Origin of the sequence: Sulfitobacter sp. W002 (assembly GCF_025142135.1) — a bacterium.
GTDB classification, from domain to species: Bacteria; Pseudomonadota; Alphaproteobacteria; order Rhodobacterales; family Rhodobacteraceae; genus Sulfitobacter; species Sulfitobacter profundi.
Genome location: NZ_CP081129.1, coordinates 25765 through 44193, shown reverse-complemented (window position 1 = coordinate 44193; position 18429 = coordinate 25765). Strand labels below are relative to the sequence as shown.

Here is an 18429-nt window from a genome sequence, read left to right as displayed (position 1 = left end):
TATGACCACCCCGTGTATCATCTGCGTGGCACTCACCGGGTCCCTGCCGACGAAAGACAACAACCCGGCAGTCCCGATCACCATTTCCGAACAGGTCGAAAGTGCTCAGGAGGCCTTTGAGGCGGGCGCCTCGATCGCCCATTGCCACGTGCGCGACGATCACGGTCGCCCCACCTCAGACCCGGCCCGTTTTGCGCGACTGAAAGAAGGTCTGGAACAGCACTGCCCGGGCATGATCGTCCAGCTTTCAACCGGGGGACGCTCTGGCGCGGGTAAGGAGCGCGGGGGTATGCTATCGTTGTCGCCAGACATGGCTTCGCTGTCAGTAGGGTCGAACAATTTTCCAACGCGCGTCTATGAAAACAGTCCCGACTTGGTCGACTGGCTAGCCTCGGAAATGATCGCCCATGATGTCAAACCCGAGATCGAAGCCTTTGACCTTGGTCATATCGTACAAGCCATCCGCATGGCCCAAGATGGTCGGTTAAAGGGGCCCCTTTATGTGCAGTTTGTCATGGGTGTGAAAAATGCGATGCCTGCGGACGAGCCGATTTTTGACTTCTACATCGAAACACTCAAACGTCTGGCACCGGACGCCCAATGGTGCGCCGCCGGTATCGGCCCTGCACAGTTGACCATCAACGAATGGTCTACCGCCAAAGGCGGTCACACCCGAACCGGCCTGGAAGACAATGTCCGACTGGACCGCCATAGGCTCGCGCCCTCCAACGCCGCATTGGTCAAGCGGGCCGTCGCACTTTGCGAGAAATACGAGCGACCTGTCGCGACGTGGCAAGTGGCGCGGGAGATATTGGGGCTGAAGGCGAGAGAGAGCGCTGCGCCAAAGACCGCCTCTGCCGCCACCCCATGATGTTCGCCACCCTCAACGGGATGACACACCACTATCGCTATCGGCCCGGAACCGGCGTGCCTGTGGTGTTTCTGAACTCGCTTGGTACAGACCTCCGGATCTGGGACAAAGTCATTGACCGGCTGCCGTCACAAACGCCAGTGCTTTGCCTTGATAAGCGCGGCCATGGGCTGAGCGACGATGGGCCAATTACGATGGATCGGCTCATCGACGATGTTGCTGCCCTTGCTCTGCACCTTGACCTGCCCCCTGCCCTGATCTGTGGTGTATCCGTTGGCGGCCAAATCGCTCAAGGTTTTGCCGCTGCCTACCCGGCGCAGGTGAGCGCGATCATGCTATGTTGCACCGGAGCCAAGATCGGTGACGCGGAAAGCTGGAATGCGCGCATTGAAAGCGTTGGGAAATCCGGTATCGCTGCGCTCTCGGATGCCATTCTTGAACGCTGGTTCAGCCAAAACTTTCAAGCGACACGTTCGGCCGAATGGGCAGGCTACCGCAATATGCTGACCCGTACATCTGCTGCGGGCTATAGCGGCGTTTGCGCCGCAATCAGAGACAGTGACCTCACGACGCGAGGTGGGGCGATCACGGTGCCGACAGTTTGCATCGCCGGAAGTGAAGACGGCGCGACCCCGCCAGAACTTGTCAGGGCGTTGGCGCAGATTATACCGGACGCCTCCTATCACCTCGTGCCCGGCTGTGGTCATCTACCCTGTATTGAAAACCCCAAGATTGTCTCAGATCTGCTGGAAGACCTGATGGAAAGGATTTCATGACCTCCCCTTTCGAGCATCCCTGGTTGAGCGGGTTATTTGGCGACGCAGAGGCCGCGGAGATTTTGGGCCCCACGCGGCAGATGACGCATATGATCGCCTTCGAGAGAGCCTATACGCAGGGGCTGTGCAAAGTCGGCAGTATTTCTGAAGATACCGCGAAAGAAGTCGCGCGTACTTTCGACGATTTCCAACCCGATATGGAAGCACTTCGTTCTGCGACAGCGCGTGACGGGGTGGTGGTTCCCGAGCTCGTCCGGCAGATCAGGGGTTCCGCGGGTTCTCATGGTAAAGCCATACATAGCGGCGCGACTTCGCAGGATGTGATTGATACCGCCTTGGTCCTGACTTTGAAGGACTACAGCAACCTTCTGGAGCGGCGCCTTTTGGAACTGACGGAAGCCATGGACGCTTTGTCGGCGCGGTTCGGGAACCAGAGGATCATGGGGCGCACCCGGATGCAGGCGGCGATGCCCATTGCGGCACGAGAGCGGTTCGTCACATGGTCTCAGCCTTTAGACGACCATCGTCAGCGGCTCTCGCAGATCAGGCCCCGCGTCGAGCGGCTTCAACTTGGTGGCGCAGCGGGGGATCGGGTAGCTTTGCTCCATGCTGAATCTCTCGGGGCTGAAGTGGCTTTACGGCTCGACCTCGCGAACCCGCCAAAGGCATGGCACGCAATGCGCGACGCGGTGGTCGACTACGCTGGGCTGCTGTCGCTGATCAGCGGAACGCTTGGCAAAATGGGACAAGACATTTGCCTCATGGCGCAACAAGGCGTCGACGAAATCGCGCTGGACAACGCGGGCGGCTCTTCTGCGATGCCCCACAAACAAAACCCCGTACTGGCTGAATTGCTTGTGACGCTCGCCCGGTACAATGCCACTCAGGTGTCGGCCATGCATCAAGGACTGGTTCACGAGCAGGAACGTTCCGGAGCGGCTTGGGCGTTGGAATGGATGGTTCTTCCGCAAATGGCTCAAGCAACCGCACGCAGCTTGGCCGCATCAACCGAAATTTGCCAGGCGATCTTCCACGTTGGCTCAAAGGACATCAGATGAGTTCCCAAACGATCCATATACTCAACGGCCCGAACCTGAACCTGCTGGGCACCAGACAGCCTGAGGTTTATGGGCGGGATACTCTGCACGATGTCGAAACGCTCTGCCGACGCGTTGCCGCCGAATATGATCTGGCCATTCTGTTTCACCAAAGCAATCATGAGGGTGAAATTGTAGAGATGATCCATGAAGCAAGAACCGAGGGGCTGGGCATCGTCATCAACCCAGCCGCCTATACCCATACCTCAATTGCCATTCGCGATGCCTTAGCGAGTTGTGAAATCCCGATTTACGAAGTCCATATTTCGAACGTTCACCGTCGGGAGGCCTTCCGGCACCACTCCTACGTATCTGGTGTGGCGACTGGCGTCATAGCGGGGTTAGGGATCGAAGGCTATGCTGCGGCTATTCGCGTGTTATCCCATGCAGAGAAAAGGCCAAACTTTGAGTTGAACCCCTGAATTCTACGATACGCACTTACCGATTATGAGCCGAGGTTAATTCATCCTTCGAAAACGATTTCATCGCAGCGATTGCTGCATTTCCCACCGGCAACGACCACCCACTTCGGGTCAGATCCCCGGCATCGCAACCGCCAATATTTGCAAATCCGGTACTTCACTGCCGATCTCTGCGCGTCTCCTCGGTTGAACAGGTAGACGAAAGCATTGAGCGTGTTTGGACCACTGCTAGGGTTAGGTGAAACACAGCTAACTGTCAGATGACATGGCGGTCACGAAAGGAGGGGGCGACGAGACATCCTTGTGTTTTGCCGCCATTCGCCGCGGTCTCACTTTGAAGGCTCACTCCCGTTTCGAATTTCGGCACCGCTGACGTGACTCCGTCTGCCGAAGGCCACGTGACGAGGAGGATCGCACTACCTGTCACGCGATGTTCCCGCAAAACATTCGCCATCGTAGCCACAGTCGCTTCCAAATACCGTTGGCCTTGTTTGGTTACCTCAACACAAATATCCACCGAGCAGTCCGGCGGCATCCCTTGTTGCATCCACAGCCCGGACAGTCGGCTGGCCTGAGACACCGACATATAGAGCGCGGTGGTGGTGCCGGGACCAGACAGGCGGATGCTGTCGGGCAATGGGTCTTCCGCCCTGCCGGTGCCTGTCGACAGCACAAGGGTATTGGCGACACCCCGCTCTGTCAGGCTGCGGGTAAGCCCGGCGGCGGCGGCGCAGGCGGCAGTCACACCGGGCACGATTTCGATTGGAATACCGGCCTCACGCGCGGCCTCCACTTCCTCGGCTGCGCGCCCAAACACCCCGGGATCTCCGGACTTCAACCGCACAACGCGACGGCCCTTCTTCGCCTCGGAGACGACCATGCTGTTGATCCGATCCTGCGGCCAGCGATGGGCACCGACATGCTTGCCGACGAACACGCGCTCAGCGTCACGGCGGGCCAGTTCCAGAACCTCTGCATCGACCAACCTGTCGTAAAAGATCACATCCGCTTCCTGAAGCCTTTCGACCGCGCGCAGGGTCAACAGGTCGCGCGCGCCGGGGCCAGCGCCGACCAAGGTGATCTGGCCGATACTCTCCCCGGTGGTGCCGCCGCTGGCAATGGCAGCTTTGATGTCGCGCGCGGCGTCGCGTTCGGCGCCGCGCACCCACTGCCTGCGGGGGGTCCCTTTGAAGACCCACGCCCAGAAGGCGCGCCGCTGTGCCAAGGAAATATTGCGTGCGACACTGGGTCTGAGCCGCCCGGCAAAGGCAGCGAGGCCACCAATGTTCTGCGGCAAAAAGCGCTCAATCTTGGTCTTAATCTCGCGCGTTAGTACAGGTGCGGTGCCTTCGCTCCCGATGGCCACGACGATGGGGTCGCGGTCCACGATGGCAGGCGTGGTCATGTCGCAAAGGTCGGGCTGGTCGACCACATTCACCGGGCAGCGTGCCGCCTTGGCGAGGGTATGCGCCGCCGCATCCAGCGCGGGACACCCGGTGCCGACAAAGGCCATGGCCGCGTCCTCGAACACCGCCCGCGATAGCTCTGAGATCTGCCGCGCCCGCCCGCTGTTCACCAGATCAGCCAGTTCCGCATCGAGCGCAGTGGCCACCAGAACCAGTTCAGCGTCGGTTTTCAGGAGCAACCGCGCCTTCTGTGCCGCCTGCTCCCCGCCGCCGACGATAACGACCCGGCGGCCCGTGGTACGGATGAACATTGGAAAAGATTTCATGGCAATCTCCTGTCAGGCGGCCTGCTCGGCGGTGTTGGGAATACCCAGCGTATCAAGCGCAAGTGCTTTGGTGCCGGTGATGATCTCAGCCTCGAATGCGGTCGGCGTTTGGTGCGCCCACGTCTGGGCTGTATCGGAAGACAGACGGCGGGTTTCATCACAAAGCGCGGGAAAGGTCGCTTCCCAGCTACGCCCCTGCCGCAATCCGAAGGCCGCGATCTCCTTTGAGGGGTGGCGTTCAAACTCCCCGCCGCCGCCCTTGATCACGGTCAGGCCCTTCAGCCCCAAAAGCGCTGCCGCATCTGCTTGCAAAAGTCGATAGGACGGATGAAACACACCTTGTACACTGGCCGACGCAGCGCCGGGGTTCAGCATGCGGCAGACTGTGTTGACGCAAGACCGCAATCCGAAAACCCGCCGCAAATCCAGCAGCCGGAACAGAGCGGGATGTGCACATTCCAGCGGTAGATAGGCGATGCGGTCGCGATCAAGCAGCCGTGCAATTTCGTCAGCGGAATCTCCAACCCCTATCCCTGCAACGGCTAAGCCGTCCCGCACCTGTGCATCCGCGCCGTTCCAGCCGTGCAACAAGACACGGTGGCCCGCCTGCGCGACCTCCTTCGCCGACAGCAGGAACCACGGCGCACCGCGCGTGCGGCCGGCGGCATAGCTGGGCCAATCCAGATCGACAGGCGGCAAGGCGGGCATATGCGCCTGCGCCGCGGCGGCAAATCCGGCGATCTCTGGCGCGGTCTCGCCTTTCATCCGTAAAAGCATCAAAACCGCGCCCACGGCCTCGGCATCTGCATCCCCCTGCAACAAGGAGGACATGGCATCGAAGGCTTCCTCCTGCGTTAAGGACCGTGACCGCCCGGGCCCGCGCCCCAGCGTGCGAACATGGGCTGACAAGCTCATTCTGCGGCCTCGCGGGTCAAAAGGTTGTTCAACAGTTCCGCGATTTCAGGGCGGCAAGAACCGCAGTTGGTCCCAGCCCCCAGTGCTTCGCCGATACTTTCTACTGACATCAGGCCGCGCGTTTCGATCGCTTCAAGGATGGTGTTGATCCCCACGCCAAAGCAGGAACACAAGGTTGGTCCGGGGTTCGGGGCGTCGGCTGCAGGGCGTCCCGTTAACGCGCCAGCCGCGCGGGTGCCGGGCAATGTCACGAGGTAATCACGCATGATCGCGACAGGGGTTGGCGACACAAAGAGTGCGCCCAAAAGCACCCCGTCGGCGTGAGCCGCGATCCGCGCAGAGCCGCGGCGCGCATCTATGATCGTGGTCAGCACAGCAGTCGGCGCGTCAAAGAGCCGCCTTGCCTCGGCCTCCCAATCGTCAGGCTGCAAGCGGCCAGCCAACTCGGCGCGAAACCCGTGCGATGTCCGCGCCAAGGCCCAGTAGTCGGCGGTCAAGTCCATAGGTTTTTGTGCTATGGCAAAGCCGTACCAGCCTGCATCGAACCGGCGCAGGTCAACAACGCCCGCCTTGCTTTCGGGCTGGCCGGAAACCGGATCGCAGGCCGCCGCGATCAGCGCGTCGATCAGGGCCGAGGGGGCCGTTTCTGCAGTCCAGTGCATGGGAGCAAAGACCTGCCCTTTTTGCACAGCATCGGTGATCCGGGCGCGCAAGATGCTGACACCCGTGGGGCTGGAGACCTCTACCAGATCGGAGGGGTGAATGCCCGATGCCGTGGCATCTTTGGGATGGATTTCGAGAAAGGGTTCCGCCAGATGGGCCGACAATCGCGGGCTTTGGCCGGTGCGGGTCATCGTATGCCATTGGTCCCGCACGCGGCCTGTGTTCAAACGAAACGGATAGCGCCGCGTCGTCCGCGCCGCTGGCGGCCGCCACGATACGGGCAACAAACGCGCCTTGCCATCTGGGTGAAAGAACTGCCCATCCGCAAAGAACCGCCCGCCCTCACGCGCCGCGGTGACCGGCCAGCGCTGCGGGGCGAAATCATCATATTGCTGGTCCGTGATCTTGGCCAATCCTGAGATATCAAAGTCCCGTCCGAACCGTCCCGCAATGGCTGAAAGGGCTGCATGTTCGCGAAAAATCTCTGCCACGCTGGCAAACTGAAATCCCGTTTCGAACCCCATCCGCCGCCCCACCTCGGCCAGAATATGCCAATCCGGGCGGGTCTCGCCGGGTGCGGGCAGTGCGCTGCGTTGGCGGCTGATGGTACGGTCGGAATTGGTGACGGTGCCGGCCTTTTCAGCCCACGCAGTGGCGGGCAAAAGCACGTCGGCCAACCGCGCCGTGTCGGTCTGATCGGTAATGTCGCTGACAACGACGAAGGGGCATTCGGAAATTGCATCACGCACGGCATCGGCTTCGGGCATGGAAACGGCGGGATTGGTGTGAATGATCCACAGCGCTTTGATCCGCCCGTCGCCCACCGCTTGAAACATGTCGACCGCTTTGAGCCCCGGCTTATTGGGTAGGGAGGGCACGCCCCAGAAATCACGCACGGCAGCACTGTGATCGGCATTCTCAAGATCCAAGTGACAGGCCAACATATTGGCCAGCCCACCAACCTCGCGCCCGCCCATCGCATTGGGCTGTCCGGTCACCGAGAATGGGCCGCAACCGGGCTTGCCAATCCGTCCGGTCGCGAGGTGGCAATTCAGGATCGCATTGACCTTGTCGGACCCGCTGGTCGACTGGTTCACGCCTTGCGAGTAAATCGTCACGACCTTCTCATTCTGCATCCAGAGGCGGCAAAAGGCTGTGATTTCCGCGTTGCTCAGCCCGGTTGCGGCCCCGCTTTCGATACGTGCCCTGTGCAGGGTTTCGTCATAGCCACTGGTATGGCGCAGAAAATCCGCATCACAGGCACCGCCATCATAGATCTCGCGGAAAAGCCTATTGAAAAGCGCCACATCTGAGCCGGGCTCCAAGGCCAGATGCATATCGGCGCCATCACAGCTCGCGGTCCGGCGGGGGTCGATCACCACAATCTTGGTGCCGCGGGCTGCGCGTGCTCCCAGCAGGCGTTGGTACAGTACAGGATGACACCAAGCGAGGTTCGACCCCACAAGCACAACAAGATCGGCCTCGTCGATGTCTTCATAGGTCCCGGGTACGGTGTCGCTGCCAAAGGCGCGCTTGTGACCGGCGACCGAAGAGGCCATGCAGAGCCGGGAGTTCGTGTCGATATTGGCCGACCCGATGAAGCCTTTCATCAGCTTGTTGGCGACGTAGTAATCCTCTGTCAGCATCTGGCCAGAGACATAGAAGGCGACGCTATCTGGGCCGTGCTGCGCGATGGTTTGCGAGAACCGGTCGGCGACATGCTGCAAGGCCCGGTCCCAGCCCGCCTCCTGCCCGTCAACGCGGGGGGCCAGCAGGCGGTTTTCCAGACCCACGGTCTCTCCCAGTGCCGCCCCTTTGGAGCAGAGCCGCCCACGGTTCGCCGGGTGATCAGGATCGCCGCGCACATCCAAACCGCCCGCCCCATCCGCGCGCAGCAGCACGCCACAGCCCACGCCGCAATAGGGACAGGTCGAGCGCACCTCTGGCATGGCGGAGCCGTCCATCACGCGGCACTCCGACTTGCGAGTTTGGTCGCATCAATCAGGATGCGCCCAGCCTCTACCCGCGCAGGGTATGTAGAGATGCCCCCCTCTTCGCCCTGCGCCTGCCCGGTGTTCAGGTCGAACACCCAGTTGTGCAGCGGGCAAGTGACGAATTGACCATGAACGATCCCTTCAGACAGCGGTCCGCCCTTGTGCGGGCAGCTATCGGTGGTGGCAAAAACCTCCGCCTCGCCAGTGCGGAAAAGGGCCACGCAGCCAAGTGCCGTCTTGATCTTGCGCGCACCGCGCAGGGGAATGTCGTCTATCGCGCCGATGTCGATCCAGTTCATTCCGCGGCCTCCAGTGTCAGATTGGCGAGGGGCTGGTACCGCTCTGCCGTTTTGGCGTGCTCGGCCCAGGGGTCTTTGCGATAGATGGATTGGCTGAGCTCGAATGCCGCGATCAGCCGTGCGCGTTCCTCGGGGTCGGCGATGCGGGCCTGCACCCAATCGAGCCCAACCTTGGCGACCCATTTATAGGCGCGGTCGAGGTATTTGGCGTGCTCACGGTAGAGCTGGACAAAAGCAATTGTCACATCGATCGCCTCTTGCTCGGTGCCGACATCACAAAGGCCCTCGGTCTCTTTGACGTCCATTCCCGCCGCACCGGCGACGCTCACCTGATAGCCGCTGTCGACGCAGATGATCCCAACGTCCTTGCAGGTGGCTTCGGCACAGTTGCGCGGGCAGCCGGAGACACCCAGCTTAACTTTGTGCGGCGTCCATGACCCCCAGAGCGCCTGTTCCAGCTTGATGCCTAGGCCGGTGCTGTCCTGCGTGCCAAAACGGCAGTGGTCGGTGCCGACACAGGTTTTCACCGTGCGCAGCCCTTTTGAATAAGCATGGCCCGAGACGAGCCCCGCCTTGTTCAGATCGGCCCAGATATAGGGCAGGTCTTCGCCCTTCACGCCCAACAGATCAATGCGCTGACCGCCTGTGACCTTGACCGTCGGCACATCGTATTTATCGGCGGCGTCGGCAATGGCGCGTAATTCGGCCGGGTTGGTGATCCCGCCCCACATGCGCGGCACGACGCTGAAAGTACCGTCTTTCTGAATATTCGCGTGTTTGCGTTCGTTCACAAAACGGCTCTGCGGATCGTCTTGATACTCTAGCGGCCAATCGGCCAGCAGATAGAAGTTCACCGCGGGGCGGCAAATGTGACAGCCGTTGCGGGTTTTCCACCCCAACTCCTGCCAAACGGCCTCTTTGGACTTCAACTCCTGCGACTTGATCAGCAGGCGGATGTCCTCATGGGTCAGGTCACAGCAGGGGCAGATGGGCTGGGCGGTCGGCATGACGAAGTCATCGCCCAGTGTGACCTGCAAAACCTGTTCGACCAGCCCTGTGCAGGTCCCGCAGGACGCACTGGCCTTGGTCGCCGCCTTGATCGCGGCCAAATCGGTCGCACCGCCCGCGATGGCGTCGGTGATGGTGCCTTTGCAAATGCCGTTGCAGCCGCAAATTTCCGCCTCACGCGGCAATGCTGCAACGGCTGAGAGCGGGTCCGAGGTATCGCCCCCCTGAAATGCCGGTCCGAAGATGAGCGTTTCGCGCATCTCGTCGATATCGGTGCCGTCCTTGATCAACTGAAAGAACCAATTGCCATCTGCCGTGTCGCCGTACATCACGGCGCCAATCAATCGGTCCCCCTCAATCACCAGCCGCTTGTAGATGCCCCGCGCCGGGTCACGCAGCACGATGTCTTCGCGCCCTTCCCCTTCAGCAAAGTCACCCGCGCTGAACAGATCGCAGCCGGTTACTTTCAGCTTGGTGGCAGTATCCTTCGCGATGAAAGCGTCGACCCCGTCCAGCAGGCTCCGCGCCAGAACTTTGGCCTGATCGTAAAGCGGTGCCACAAGACCGAAAAGCTGCCCGTCAAATTCTACGCATTCGCCCACGGCGAAGATATCCGGGTCCGACGTCTGCATCTGCGCATTCACCTCAATGCCCCGCGCGACCGTCAGCCCCGCGTCGGTCGCGAGCCGGGTTTCGGGCCGGATGCCAACGGCCATGACCACCAGATCGGCTGGCAGGGTTTCCCCGCCCTCCAGCAAAACGGCCTCGGCACGGCCCGCACCGATGATCGCCTTGGTTGAGGCCTGCGTGCGGATGCTGATGCCGCGCCCTTCTAGGTCCTTGCGCAACAGGTAACCTGCCGCCTCATCCAATTGCCGCTCCATAAGGTGACCCATGAGGTGCACCACCGTGACCTCCATGCCACGTTCGGCAAGGCCGGCTGCGGCCTCCAACCCTAAAAGCCCACCGCCGATGACCACAGCTTTGCCGCCCTTCCCCGCTGCGCTTATCATCGCATTGGTATCGTCCAGATCACGATAGGTGACGACGCCCGGCAGGTCTTTACCGGGAACCGGAATGATGAAGGGCGCAGAGCCGGTGGCGATGATCAGCTTGTCATATGGGAGATGGCCGTTCTGACCGGAGACCACCTTCATCGTCGGATCGATGCCCGACACAGGCTCACCAAAGCGACAGGTCACACCCTGTGCGGCATACCAATCGCTGTCATGGGTGACGATTTCCTCATAGGTCTTTTCGCCCGACAGCACCGGGCTCAGCATGATGCGGTTGTAATTCCCCCGCGCCTCCGCGTTGAACAGGGTGATGTCAAAGGCATCCGGATCGGTCTCAACCAGATGTTCGATGACGCGGCCCGATGCCATGCCAGCGCCGATGATGACCAGTCTTTGTTTCATGGGTTCACTCCGCCGCCATTGTTTCAGGGGTTTTGGGCTTGGGCTTTGCGCCGTGCTCATATTCCTCAAGGAAATCGAGCACCTCTTGCCTGTAGCCGTAGTAGTCAGGATGCTGCAGGAGCATCTTGCGCGTTCTGGGCCGGGGCAGATCGACCTGCGTGATCTTGCCAATGGTGGCCTGCGGCCCGTTGGTCATCATGACCACGCGGTCAGCCAGCAAGATCGCCTCGTCCACATCATGGGTGACGCAAATCGCCGTGACCTTGGTGCGCGACCAGACCTCCATCAGCACTTCTTGCAGTTCCCAACGCGTCAGGCTGTCGAGCATGCCAAACGGCTCATCAAGCAACAGCAGCTTAGGGCTGAGCGCAAAGGCGCGCGCGATACCGACACGCTGCTGCATACCGTTGGACATATCGCTTGCCCGCTTGTCCATCGCATCGCCCAGCCCGACCCGCTCCAGATAATACTCCACAACATCCTGACGCTCGGCCTGCGAGGCGCGGGGGTAGACCTTATCGACACCGATCGCCACATTCTCTTTGGCGCTGAGCCAGGGGAACAGATTGGGTGATTGGAACACCACGGCGCGCTCGGGGTCGGCGCCCTCCACATGGGTGCCGTCCAACACGATTGACCCCTTCGATATGTCGTTCAGCCCCGCCGCCATGGTCAAAACTGTCGACTTGCCGCAGCCTGAATGGCCAATCAGCGAAATGAACTCTCCCTTCTCGATCTTAAGATCGAAATTTTCGACCACCGTCAGCGGGCCTTTGGGCGTGGGGTAGACTTTGTGAAGCTGGCTGAAATCCAGATAACGGCTGCGCAATGTGCTCTTCTCTGCTTCGGCCAGAGCGGCGGGGAGGCCGTGGATCGGGGTCACGTTCGGCAAAAGTCGGGTGCCCTCGACCTTGGCCTCAATCCCAACATCCATCAGGTATTTGGTCACATCCGCGCGTAGGCTTTTGAAGGTTTCATTGGTGTTCATCCGTCCCCGGTCCCGAGGGCGCGGGATCTTGACGGAGAACTCCTTGCCCAACGTTCCATTTGGGTTCAGGGCGATGATCCGGTCGGCAAGGATGATCGCCTCGTCCACATCGTTGGTGATCAGCACACAGGTCTTCTTGTCGGTCTCCCAAATATGCTCAATCTCATCAGCGAGATTGGCGCGGGTCAGCGCGTCGAGCGCCGACAATGGCTCATCCAGCAAAAGCACTTCAGGGTTCATCGCCAGCGCGCGGGCCACATTGACCCGCTGCCGCATCCCGCCCGAAAGCTCCGCCGGGCGGCGCGTAGCGGCATGGCCAAGGCCCACCATCTTGACGTAATGCGCGACTTTCTCGGCGCGCTTTGCCTTGGACAGACCGGGAAAGACCGTGTCCACCGCGAGGCCGACATTGCCGCTGACCGTCAGCCAAGGCATCAGCGAATAGCTTTGAAAGATCATCGCGCGTTCCGGCCCCGGCCCGGTGACGGGCTGGCCCTTAAAGCTGACCTTTCCCTTGGACGGCTGCTCAAGCCCCGCCATCAGGTTGATGAGGGTCGTCTTGCCGCTGCCGGAAAAGCCGAGCAGCACGAGGAACTCCCCCTCACGCACATCCAGGTTGATGTCCTTCAGCACATGGGTCGCATGGGTGCCTGAGCCGAAGCTTTGGCTGACATGATCGAGTTTCAGAATGCTCATTTGAGTGTTCCTTTCCGCTATCGCCGCAGCACAGCTCAGCGGTTGTTCGTGAAGGTAAAGAGCGACTGCAGGGCGTACATCACCCGGTCCAGCAAGAAACCGATGATGCCGATGGTCAGCACAGCAACCATGATCCGGGCGAGCGAACTGGAAGACCCATTCTGAAACTCGTCCCAGACAAATTTTCCAAGGCCCGGATTCTGCGCCAGCATTTCCGCGGCGATCAGCACCATCCAGCCCACCCCGAGCGACAACCGCAGCCCGGTAAAGATTAGCGGTAGGGCGGAGGGCAGGACCAGTTTGGTGATCTTGGTCCAGGTGTTCATCTTCAGCACCTTCGAGACATTCACCAGATCCTTGTCGATGCTGGCCACACCCAGTGCAGTGTTGATCAGCGTCGGCCAAAGCGAGCAAAGCGTCACGGTAATGGCCGAGACCAAGAAGGACTTGGACAGCAGACCATCATTCGAGGCCGCAACGGCGGAGACCACCATCGTCACGATCGGCAGCCAAGCCAGCGGGGAGACCGGTTTGAAAATCTGAATGATCGGGTTCAACGCCGCGTTGGCCGTGGGCGAGAGGCCCGCCGCGATGCCAAGCGGGATCGCCACCGCACTGGCGATCAAAAAGCCGAAGAACACGGTTTGAATTGATGTCCAGATTTGCTGGTAATACGTCGGCGCACCGGTATAGGCGCGCTCAACAGGGGGCATGCCCTGTTCGACGCGGCGTTCATTCAAAACCGCGACCTGCGCTTCGAATTTTGCACGGCTCTCGGCCTTGGCCTGCGCGTCCTCATGCAGGGTGATTGCCTCAGACCATACCTGTGCCGGGCCGGGGATCGCGCCGAGCGAGGTTTGCACTGTCGGGGCCAATGCCGCCCAAAGCGCGAGGAACCCGACAATCGCAAGCAATGGCACCCCCAACAGACGCCAGATCTCGGCGACTTGGGCCTTTGGGTTATCACCAGCGACGGCTTTCAGGATCGGGGTCAGCCATGCCAGCCCAATAACCTGAAACCACTTATCGGCGGTGTTGATCCGGGTGAAGCGCCGCTCACGGCGCGCCGTGCGTGCTGGATCAGCGGTAAAATTCGGGTCTGCGGTGCTCATCGAACTGTCTCCTGCGGGAATGGGAAAGGCATGGGCGAGACGGCGCGCCAGTGCCGCCGGGCCTCAGCCCTGAACTTCGTCGCCGACCACGGTTTGATCGCCTTTCAGCCCGATTGGCAGGCTGTCGAGATAGGCGTTGGGGGCGCGGCCATCGAAGGGAATGCCGTCGATGATGTCAGCCGCAGGTGTCGGTGCCTTGAAGCCGTTGGCCTCCCAGGGGAAGTCTTCCTCCTTGGCCAAACCGTCGTCGACCAGCGACCGGGCGGCCTCCAGATAGATTTCCGGACGGTAGACGCTGGCGGCGACTTCCTTGAACCATGCGTCGGATTTTGGCTCAGCAATCTGACCCCAGCGGCGCATCTGGGTCAGGTACCAAATCGCGTCCGAATAATAGGGATAGGTCGCGTTGTGCCGGAAGAAGACGTTGAAATCCGGGATGTCGCGTTTGTCGCCTTTCTCGAACTCGAAAAAGCCGGTCATTGAATTGGCAATCACCTCGTAATCGGCGCCGACATATTCAGGGCGGCTGAGAATCTCGACGGCTTCGGGGCGGTTGGCATTATTGTTTTCATCCAGCCACATGGCCGCGCGAATGAGTGCCCGGACAACCGCCTTGGTGGTGTTGGGGTTCTCCTCAGCGAAAGCATCGGTGATGCCGAATACCTTTTCGGGATTGTTCTTCCACAGTTGGTAGTCGGTGATGACAGGCACGCCGATGCCTTTGAACACCGCCTGCTGGTTCCAAGGTTCGCCCACGCAATAACCGTGGATCGTCCCTGCTTCCAAGGTGGCAGGCATCTGCGGCGGCGGTGTCACCGACAAAAAGACATCCGCCCCGATCTGGCCCGAGATGTTATCGGGGCTGTAGTATCCGGGGTTAATCCCGCCGGCAGCCAGCCAATAACGCAGCTCGTAATTATGGGTCGAGACAGGGAACACCATCCCCATGTTGAAGGCCTCGCCCTTAGCATTGAACTCTTCGATCACCGGCACCAGCGCCTCGGCTGAAATCGGATGCTCGGGCCGTCCATCGGCCATCTTGGGAATGTTGGGCAGCATCTTTTCCCAGACCTCGTTGGAGACGGTGATACCGTTGCCATTCAGGTCCATGGAGAAGGGCGTGATGATATGCGCCTCAGTCCCGTAGCCGATTGTCGCCGCCAAGGGCTGCCCGGCCAGCATATGCGCACCGTCCAACTGGCCGTCGATCACCCCGTCCAACAGCACTTTCCAGTTGGCCTGGGCTTCGAGGGTGACAAAAAGCCCCTCATCAAGGAAGTAGCCCTGCTCATAGGCGATGGCGAGCGGGGCCATGTCTGTCAGCTTGATAAAACCGAAGGTCAGCACGTCCTTTTCTAGGTCAAGCAGTTCAGCGAAGGCGGCGCTGGTCATCACGGTTGAGGCCGCAAGGCCAAGGATAAGGTGTTTCATGGTTGGTCCTTTTAAGGGCGTCCGAGCCGAGGGGAGGAGGATCGGGCAAATAAAAAAGGCCGCTCACTGACCATCGTTGCAAACGATGGAAAGCGAGCGGCCCTGCTCAACGTATCCCAGTCATCGGGAGGAATTCGGTGCAAGCCACGCCATTGTGGATGCAGCTTCGATCATGCCGCAATGCAGCGCGTTCTCAACCCTATGAGGTCATTATCCAGCGAAAAAGTCGGAGACGTTTTGCCGTTGCATAAAAAGTAGTCGCCTACAGCGCGGAAGGGTCGAAAATCTGGCCGTCGAAAAACTCATTCGGCAACAACGTCAGCCTCCCCCCCGCTGAAGCCACCGGCGTAGCGCGCGGAATCGCCCCTTCGACCTTTTCCGATGCGCCGGGCAAATCAGGGTCCAGCATACTAAGATGCAAACGATGTAGATCTGAGCGGAACACGTTCGCAATCGTATCCGCAGTGGGATTGCCGCTGCCGTACGACTGACACAAATGTTGCGCGATCCACCGTGATTGGCTGCGCCACGGAAAGGTTGCAGCGCCGCGGTGAAACTCGAGAAATCCATCGATCTGGCGGTGCGCCCCGCGGGACGAGACGATCAAATGCCCCGACAAGGCCCGGTTGATAAGTTCAGAGGGCACATCCAGATAGGCTTTGCGCGACAACAGATCGCTGGCGGCCGCATGAACATTCGGGTCGGCCAACCACCGGCCCGCCTTCCAAGTCGCGCGCAACAGACGGGCAAGCAGATCAGGCTCGGCCTCTGCCCAGTTGGTGCGTACGGCCAGAACCTTTTCAGGTGCAAAACTCCAGATCGCCTTGCCCGGCAGGAGCAATGCACCAACGCCGCGCTCAATCGCAACCGACCCCCAAGGCTCGCCAACGCAAAAGGCATCCACCTCCCCCGCTGCCAGTGCGCTTGCCATAAGCGCAGGCGGCACGGTGCGGATTACGATCCCGTCCGGTCCAAGTGCTGATGCCCGGCTCCAGTAGCGCAACAGTTCGACATGCATCGAAAACGGGAATGGCACCCCAAACACGATCGGTCCGCGGCGGACCTGTGCAAGTGCTTCTGCCGCCTTGAAAGGATCAACAAAGTCGAAGTCATAGCCCAAAGCGCGCAGCCGGTCTTCGAGCGGTTTGCCAACCCCTATGACAGTGCCGTTGACCGACAGGACCGACACCGCCGACAGTGCGGTCGCGACCCCGCCCAACCCCATCGCCATTGCAACCGGCAGCGGCGACAGCATATGCGCAGCGTCGACACGGCCAAAGGCCAGCATGTCTCGGAGTGACGACCACGACGGCGCGGCGGTCAGGTCCAGCGCAATGCCCTCAGCTTCGGCAAAGCCCAACTCTTGCGCTACGATCAAGGGCGCGGCATCCACCAAGGGGACGTAAGCAACAGGGATGGTCGTCGTCTTCATCCGAGCAGCCCCGACGCGGTCACCAGTGCTTCGGCCACATCAGCCACCCGCCGCCCTTGGTCCATCGCGGCCTTCCGCAGGAGGGCATAAGCGGCTTCCTCATCAAGGCCCTTGGCCTTCATCAACAGCCCCTTTGCACGGTCAATCACCTTGCGTTCTTCCAAGGCGCGGCGTGTCTCGGCCAATTCACTGCGCATCTGACGCACCATCGCAAAACGCGCAATCGCAGTGTCCATCACCGGCTTTAGTCGGCCCGGCGCGAGCCCATCGACAACATAGGCCGAAAGCCCCGCCTCAATCGCCGCCTGTGCCAGCCCGCCAGCCGCACCGGATACGAACATCGCCACAGGACGCTCCAACGGGCCAGACGCCAGCGTCAGCTCCTCCATCACGTCGCGTGTCGGGTTGCCTGCGTCGATCAGCACAATATCGGGCACATGGGCGGCGATCTTGCGGGCGAGGCCACTGGAATTGCCGACAACGAAAACGTCACAAACGCAGGCCTCTTTCAGCGCGTCCACGATCGCAATCGCGCGCTCTTGATCTTCTTCGACAACAACGATGCTTAGGGACTTGGTCATGGGTGCCCCGCCACCTTCTGAACTGGTGGCGCTGTATCGGGGCGAAACTCCGACACCAAGAAATCAATGAAGGCGCGGGTCTTCGGGGGGAGATTTCGCCGCCCCGCGAACTGCACGACGATATCGGTGCTGGCAGGCGCATAACCGGGCAAGATCCGCAGCAACTCACCCGACTGCAGTTTCGCGTCCACCAGATAGCTGGGCAGCCGCGCAATACCGATGCCGGCAAGGGCGGCGTGAAAGATCACATCTGTACTGTTGCCTTCGAAATCCCCATCCGCGTCGAACAGCCGCGCCTCACCCGCCTCGACATCGCTCCATGCGTTCCGACGGCTATTTCCGGCGATCCTCAGGCAGTTGTGCTCTGACAGATCGGCGAAGCTGGTTGGTGTCCCGCGCCGCTCGATGTAGTGCGGCGCCGCGCAGAGCACGCGGTGGCTATGCATTATCCGGCGCACGACGACATCGGGGTTCTTATGCTGCTCGGCAAAACTAACCGCCGCGTCGAAGCCCTCTGTTTGCAGGTCAATCTCGCGATCCATCAGTTCAAGAGATACCTCAACCTCTGGGTTCACGGCCAGAAACACAGGCAAGGCCGGGATCAACTGGGATTTGCCAAAAGCCACCGTCGAGGCGATCCGCAATTTGCCGCGCGGCACATCATCAAGGTTAGATATATGCGCTTCAGCGTCCTTGAACTTCTCTGCCAAGGCCTGACATTTGAGATAGAATTCCTGACCTTCCGGAGTCGGCAAAACGCCGGTCCGCGTGCGGTTGAGCAGACGAAAGTGCGCGTGATCCTCCAAAAGACTGATCTGCTTGCTGACTGCGGAAGGGGTTTGGCCCATGGACCGCGCCGCCGCGGAAATGCTCCCTCGCTCGACCACTGTGGCGAAGATCAGCATTTGCGCTGATAAATCCATGTCAATTCACTCGTGTGTTCCAGTTTGGCGCTGAGCCACCGCGCAAGGGACAAACTGCGAAGGGTTGGGAG

Annotated in this window: 15 protein-coding genes; 4 read left to right on the top strand and 11 right to left on the bottom strand. The window is 60.6% G+C overall.

The features are described 5' to 3' along the window. Position 1 precedes the first annotated feature (1 nt). From K3758_RS18135 to aroQ, 4 genes are read left to right on the top strand one after another with little or no spacing between them, the layout of a single operon-like run. A complete protein-coding gene (locus K3758_RS18135) occupies positions 2 to 871 on the top strand; it encodes a 3-keto-5-aminohexanoate cleavage protein (protein WP_259950575.1) in 870 nt (289 codons plus the stop codon). After that, positions 868 to 1647, top strand: a complete 780-nt coding sequence (gene pcaD, locus K3758_RS18130; protein ID WP_259950574.1) for a 3-oxoadipate enol-lactonase — start codon at positions 868 to 870, stop codon at positions 1645 to 1647. Before K3758_RS18135 ends, pcaD begins: the two co-directional genes overlap by 4 nt. Beyond that, on the top strand, positions 1644 to 2705 hold the full coding sequence (locus K3758_RS18125; RefSeq protein ID WP_259950573.1) for a 3-carboxy-cis,cis-muconate cycloisomerase: 1062 nt from the start codon (positions 1644 to 1646) through the stop codon (positions 2703 to 2705). Before pcaD ends, K3758_RS18125 begins: the two co-directional genes overlap by 4 nt. Beyond that, positions 2702 to 3166: a type II 3-dehydroquinate dehydratase gene (aroQ, locus tag K3758_RS18120; RefSeq protein ID WP_259950721.1), complete on the top strand. Its 465-nt coding sequence runs from the start codon at positions 2702 to 2704 to the stop codon at positions 3164 to 3166. The genes K3758_RS18125 and aroQ overlap by 4 nt, the downstream gene beginning before the upstream one ends. Before the next feature lie 256 nt (positions 3167 to 3422). Here aroQ and cysG read toward each other — a convergent pair whose 3' ends face one another. The 11 genes from cysG to K3758_RS18065 all read right to left on the bottom strand — a co-directional run bounded on the left by cysG (position 3423) and on the right by K3758_RS18065 (position 18358). Next, complete coding sequence (gene cysG / locus K3758_RS18115) at positions 3423 to 4898, bottom strand: siroheme synthase CysG (protein ID WP_259950719.1); 1476 nt, start codon at positions 4896 to 4898, stop codon at positions 3423 to 3425. Positions 4899 to 4910: 12 nt separating this feature from the next. Then, positions 4911 to 5813 (bottom strand): glycosyl transferase family protein, encoded by a 903-nt coding sequence (locus K3758_RS18110; protein WP_259950717.1) that lies wholly within the window; start codon positions 5811 to 5813, stop codon positions 4911 to 4913. Continuing rightward, positions 5810 to 8440 (bottom strand): nitrate reductase, encoded by a 2631-nt coding sequence (locus tag K3758_RS18105; protein ID WP_259950724.1) that lies wholly within the window; start codon positions 8438 to 8440, stop codon positions 5810 to 5812. The genes K3758_RS18110 and K3758_RS18105 overlap by 4 nt, the downstream gene beginning before the upstream one ends. Continuing rightward, positions 8440 to 8769, bottom strand: a complete 330-nt coding sequence (nirD, locus tag K3758_RS18100; RefSeq protein ID WP_259950715.1) for a nitrite reductase small subunit NirD — start codon at positions 8767 to 8769, stop codon at positions 8440 to 8442. Before nirD ends, K3758_RS18105 begins: the two co-directional genes overlap by 1 nt. Continuing rightward, positions 8766 to 11195, bottom strand: coding sequence for a nitrite reductase large subunit NirB (nirB, locus tag K3758_RS18095; RefSeq protein ID WP_259950713.1), 2430 nt, complete (start codon positions 11193 to 11195; stop codon positions 8766 to 8768). Before nirB ends, nirD begins: the two co-directional genes overlap by 4 nt. Positions 11196 to 11199: 4 nt before the next feature. After that, positions 11200 to 12879 (bottom strand): ABC transporter ATP-binding protein, encoded by a 1680-nt coding sequence (locus K3758_RS18090; protein WP_259950712.1) that lies wholly within the window; start codon positions 12877 to 12879, stop codon positions 11200 to 11202. A 35-nt stretch (positions 12880 to 12914) separates the two neighbouring features. Continuing rightward, positions 12915 to 13991 carry an ABC transporter permease gene (locus tag K3758_RS18085; RefSeq protein ID WP_259950711.1) on the bottom strand — a complete coding sequence of 359 codons (1077 nt, stop codon included), beginning with the start codon at positions 13989 to 13991 and terminating at the stop codon, positions 12915 to 12917. Between the two features lie 63 nt (positions 13992 to 14054). Further along, entirely contained in the window at positions 14055 to 15422 is a 1368-nt protein-coding gene (locus K3758_RS18080; RefSeq protein ID WP_259950709.1) for a CmpA/NrtA family ABC transporter substrate-binding protein, read from the bottom strand. Between the two features lie 262 nt (positions 15423 to 15684). Further along, entirely contained in the window at positions 15685 to 16854 is a 1170-nt protein-coding gene (locus tag K3758_RS18075; protein WP_259950707.1) for an ABC transporter substrate-binding protein, read from the bottom strand. Then, positions 16851 to 17435 carry an ANTAR domain-containing response regulator gene (locus K3758_RS18070; protein ID WP_259950705.1) on the bottom strand — a complete coding sequence of 195 codons (585 nt, stop codon included), beginning with the start codon at positions 17433 to 17435 and terminating at the stop codon, positions 16851 to 16853. Before K3758_RS18070 ends, K3758_RS18075 begins: the two co-directional genes overlap by 4 nt. Beyond that, positions 17432 to 18358: a LysR family transcriptional regulator gene (locus K3758_RS18065; protein WP_259950703.1), complete on the bottom strand. Its 927-nt coding sequence runs from the start codon at positions 18356 to 18358 to the stop codon at positions 17432 to 17434. The genes K3758_RS18070 and K3758_RS18065 overlap by 4 nt, the downstream gene beginning before the upstream one ends. Between the last annotated feature and the right edge of the window lie 71 nt (positions 18359 to 18429).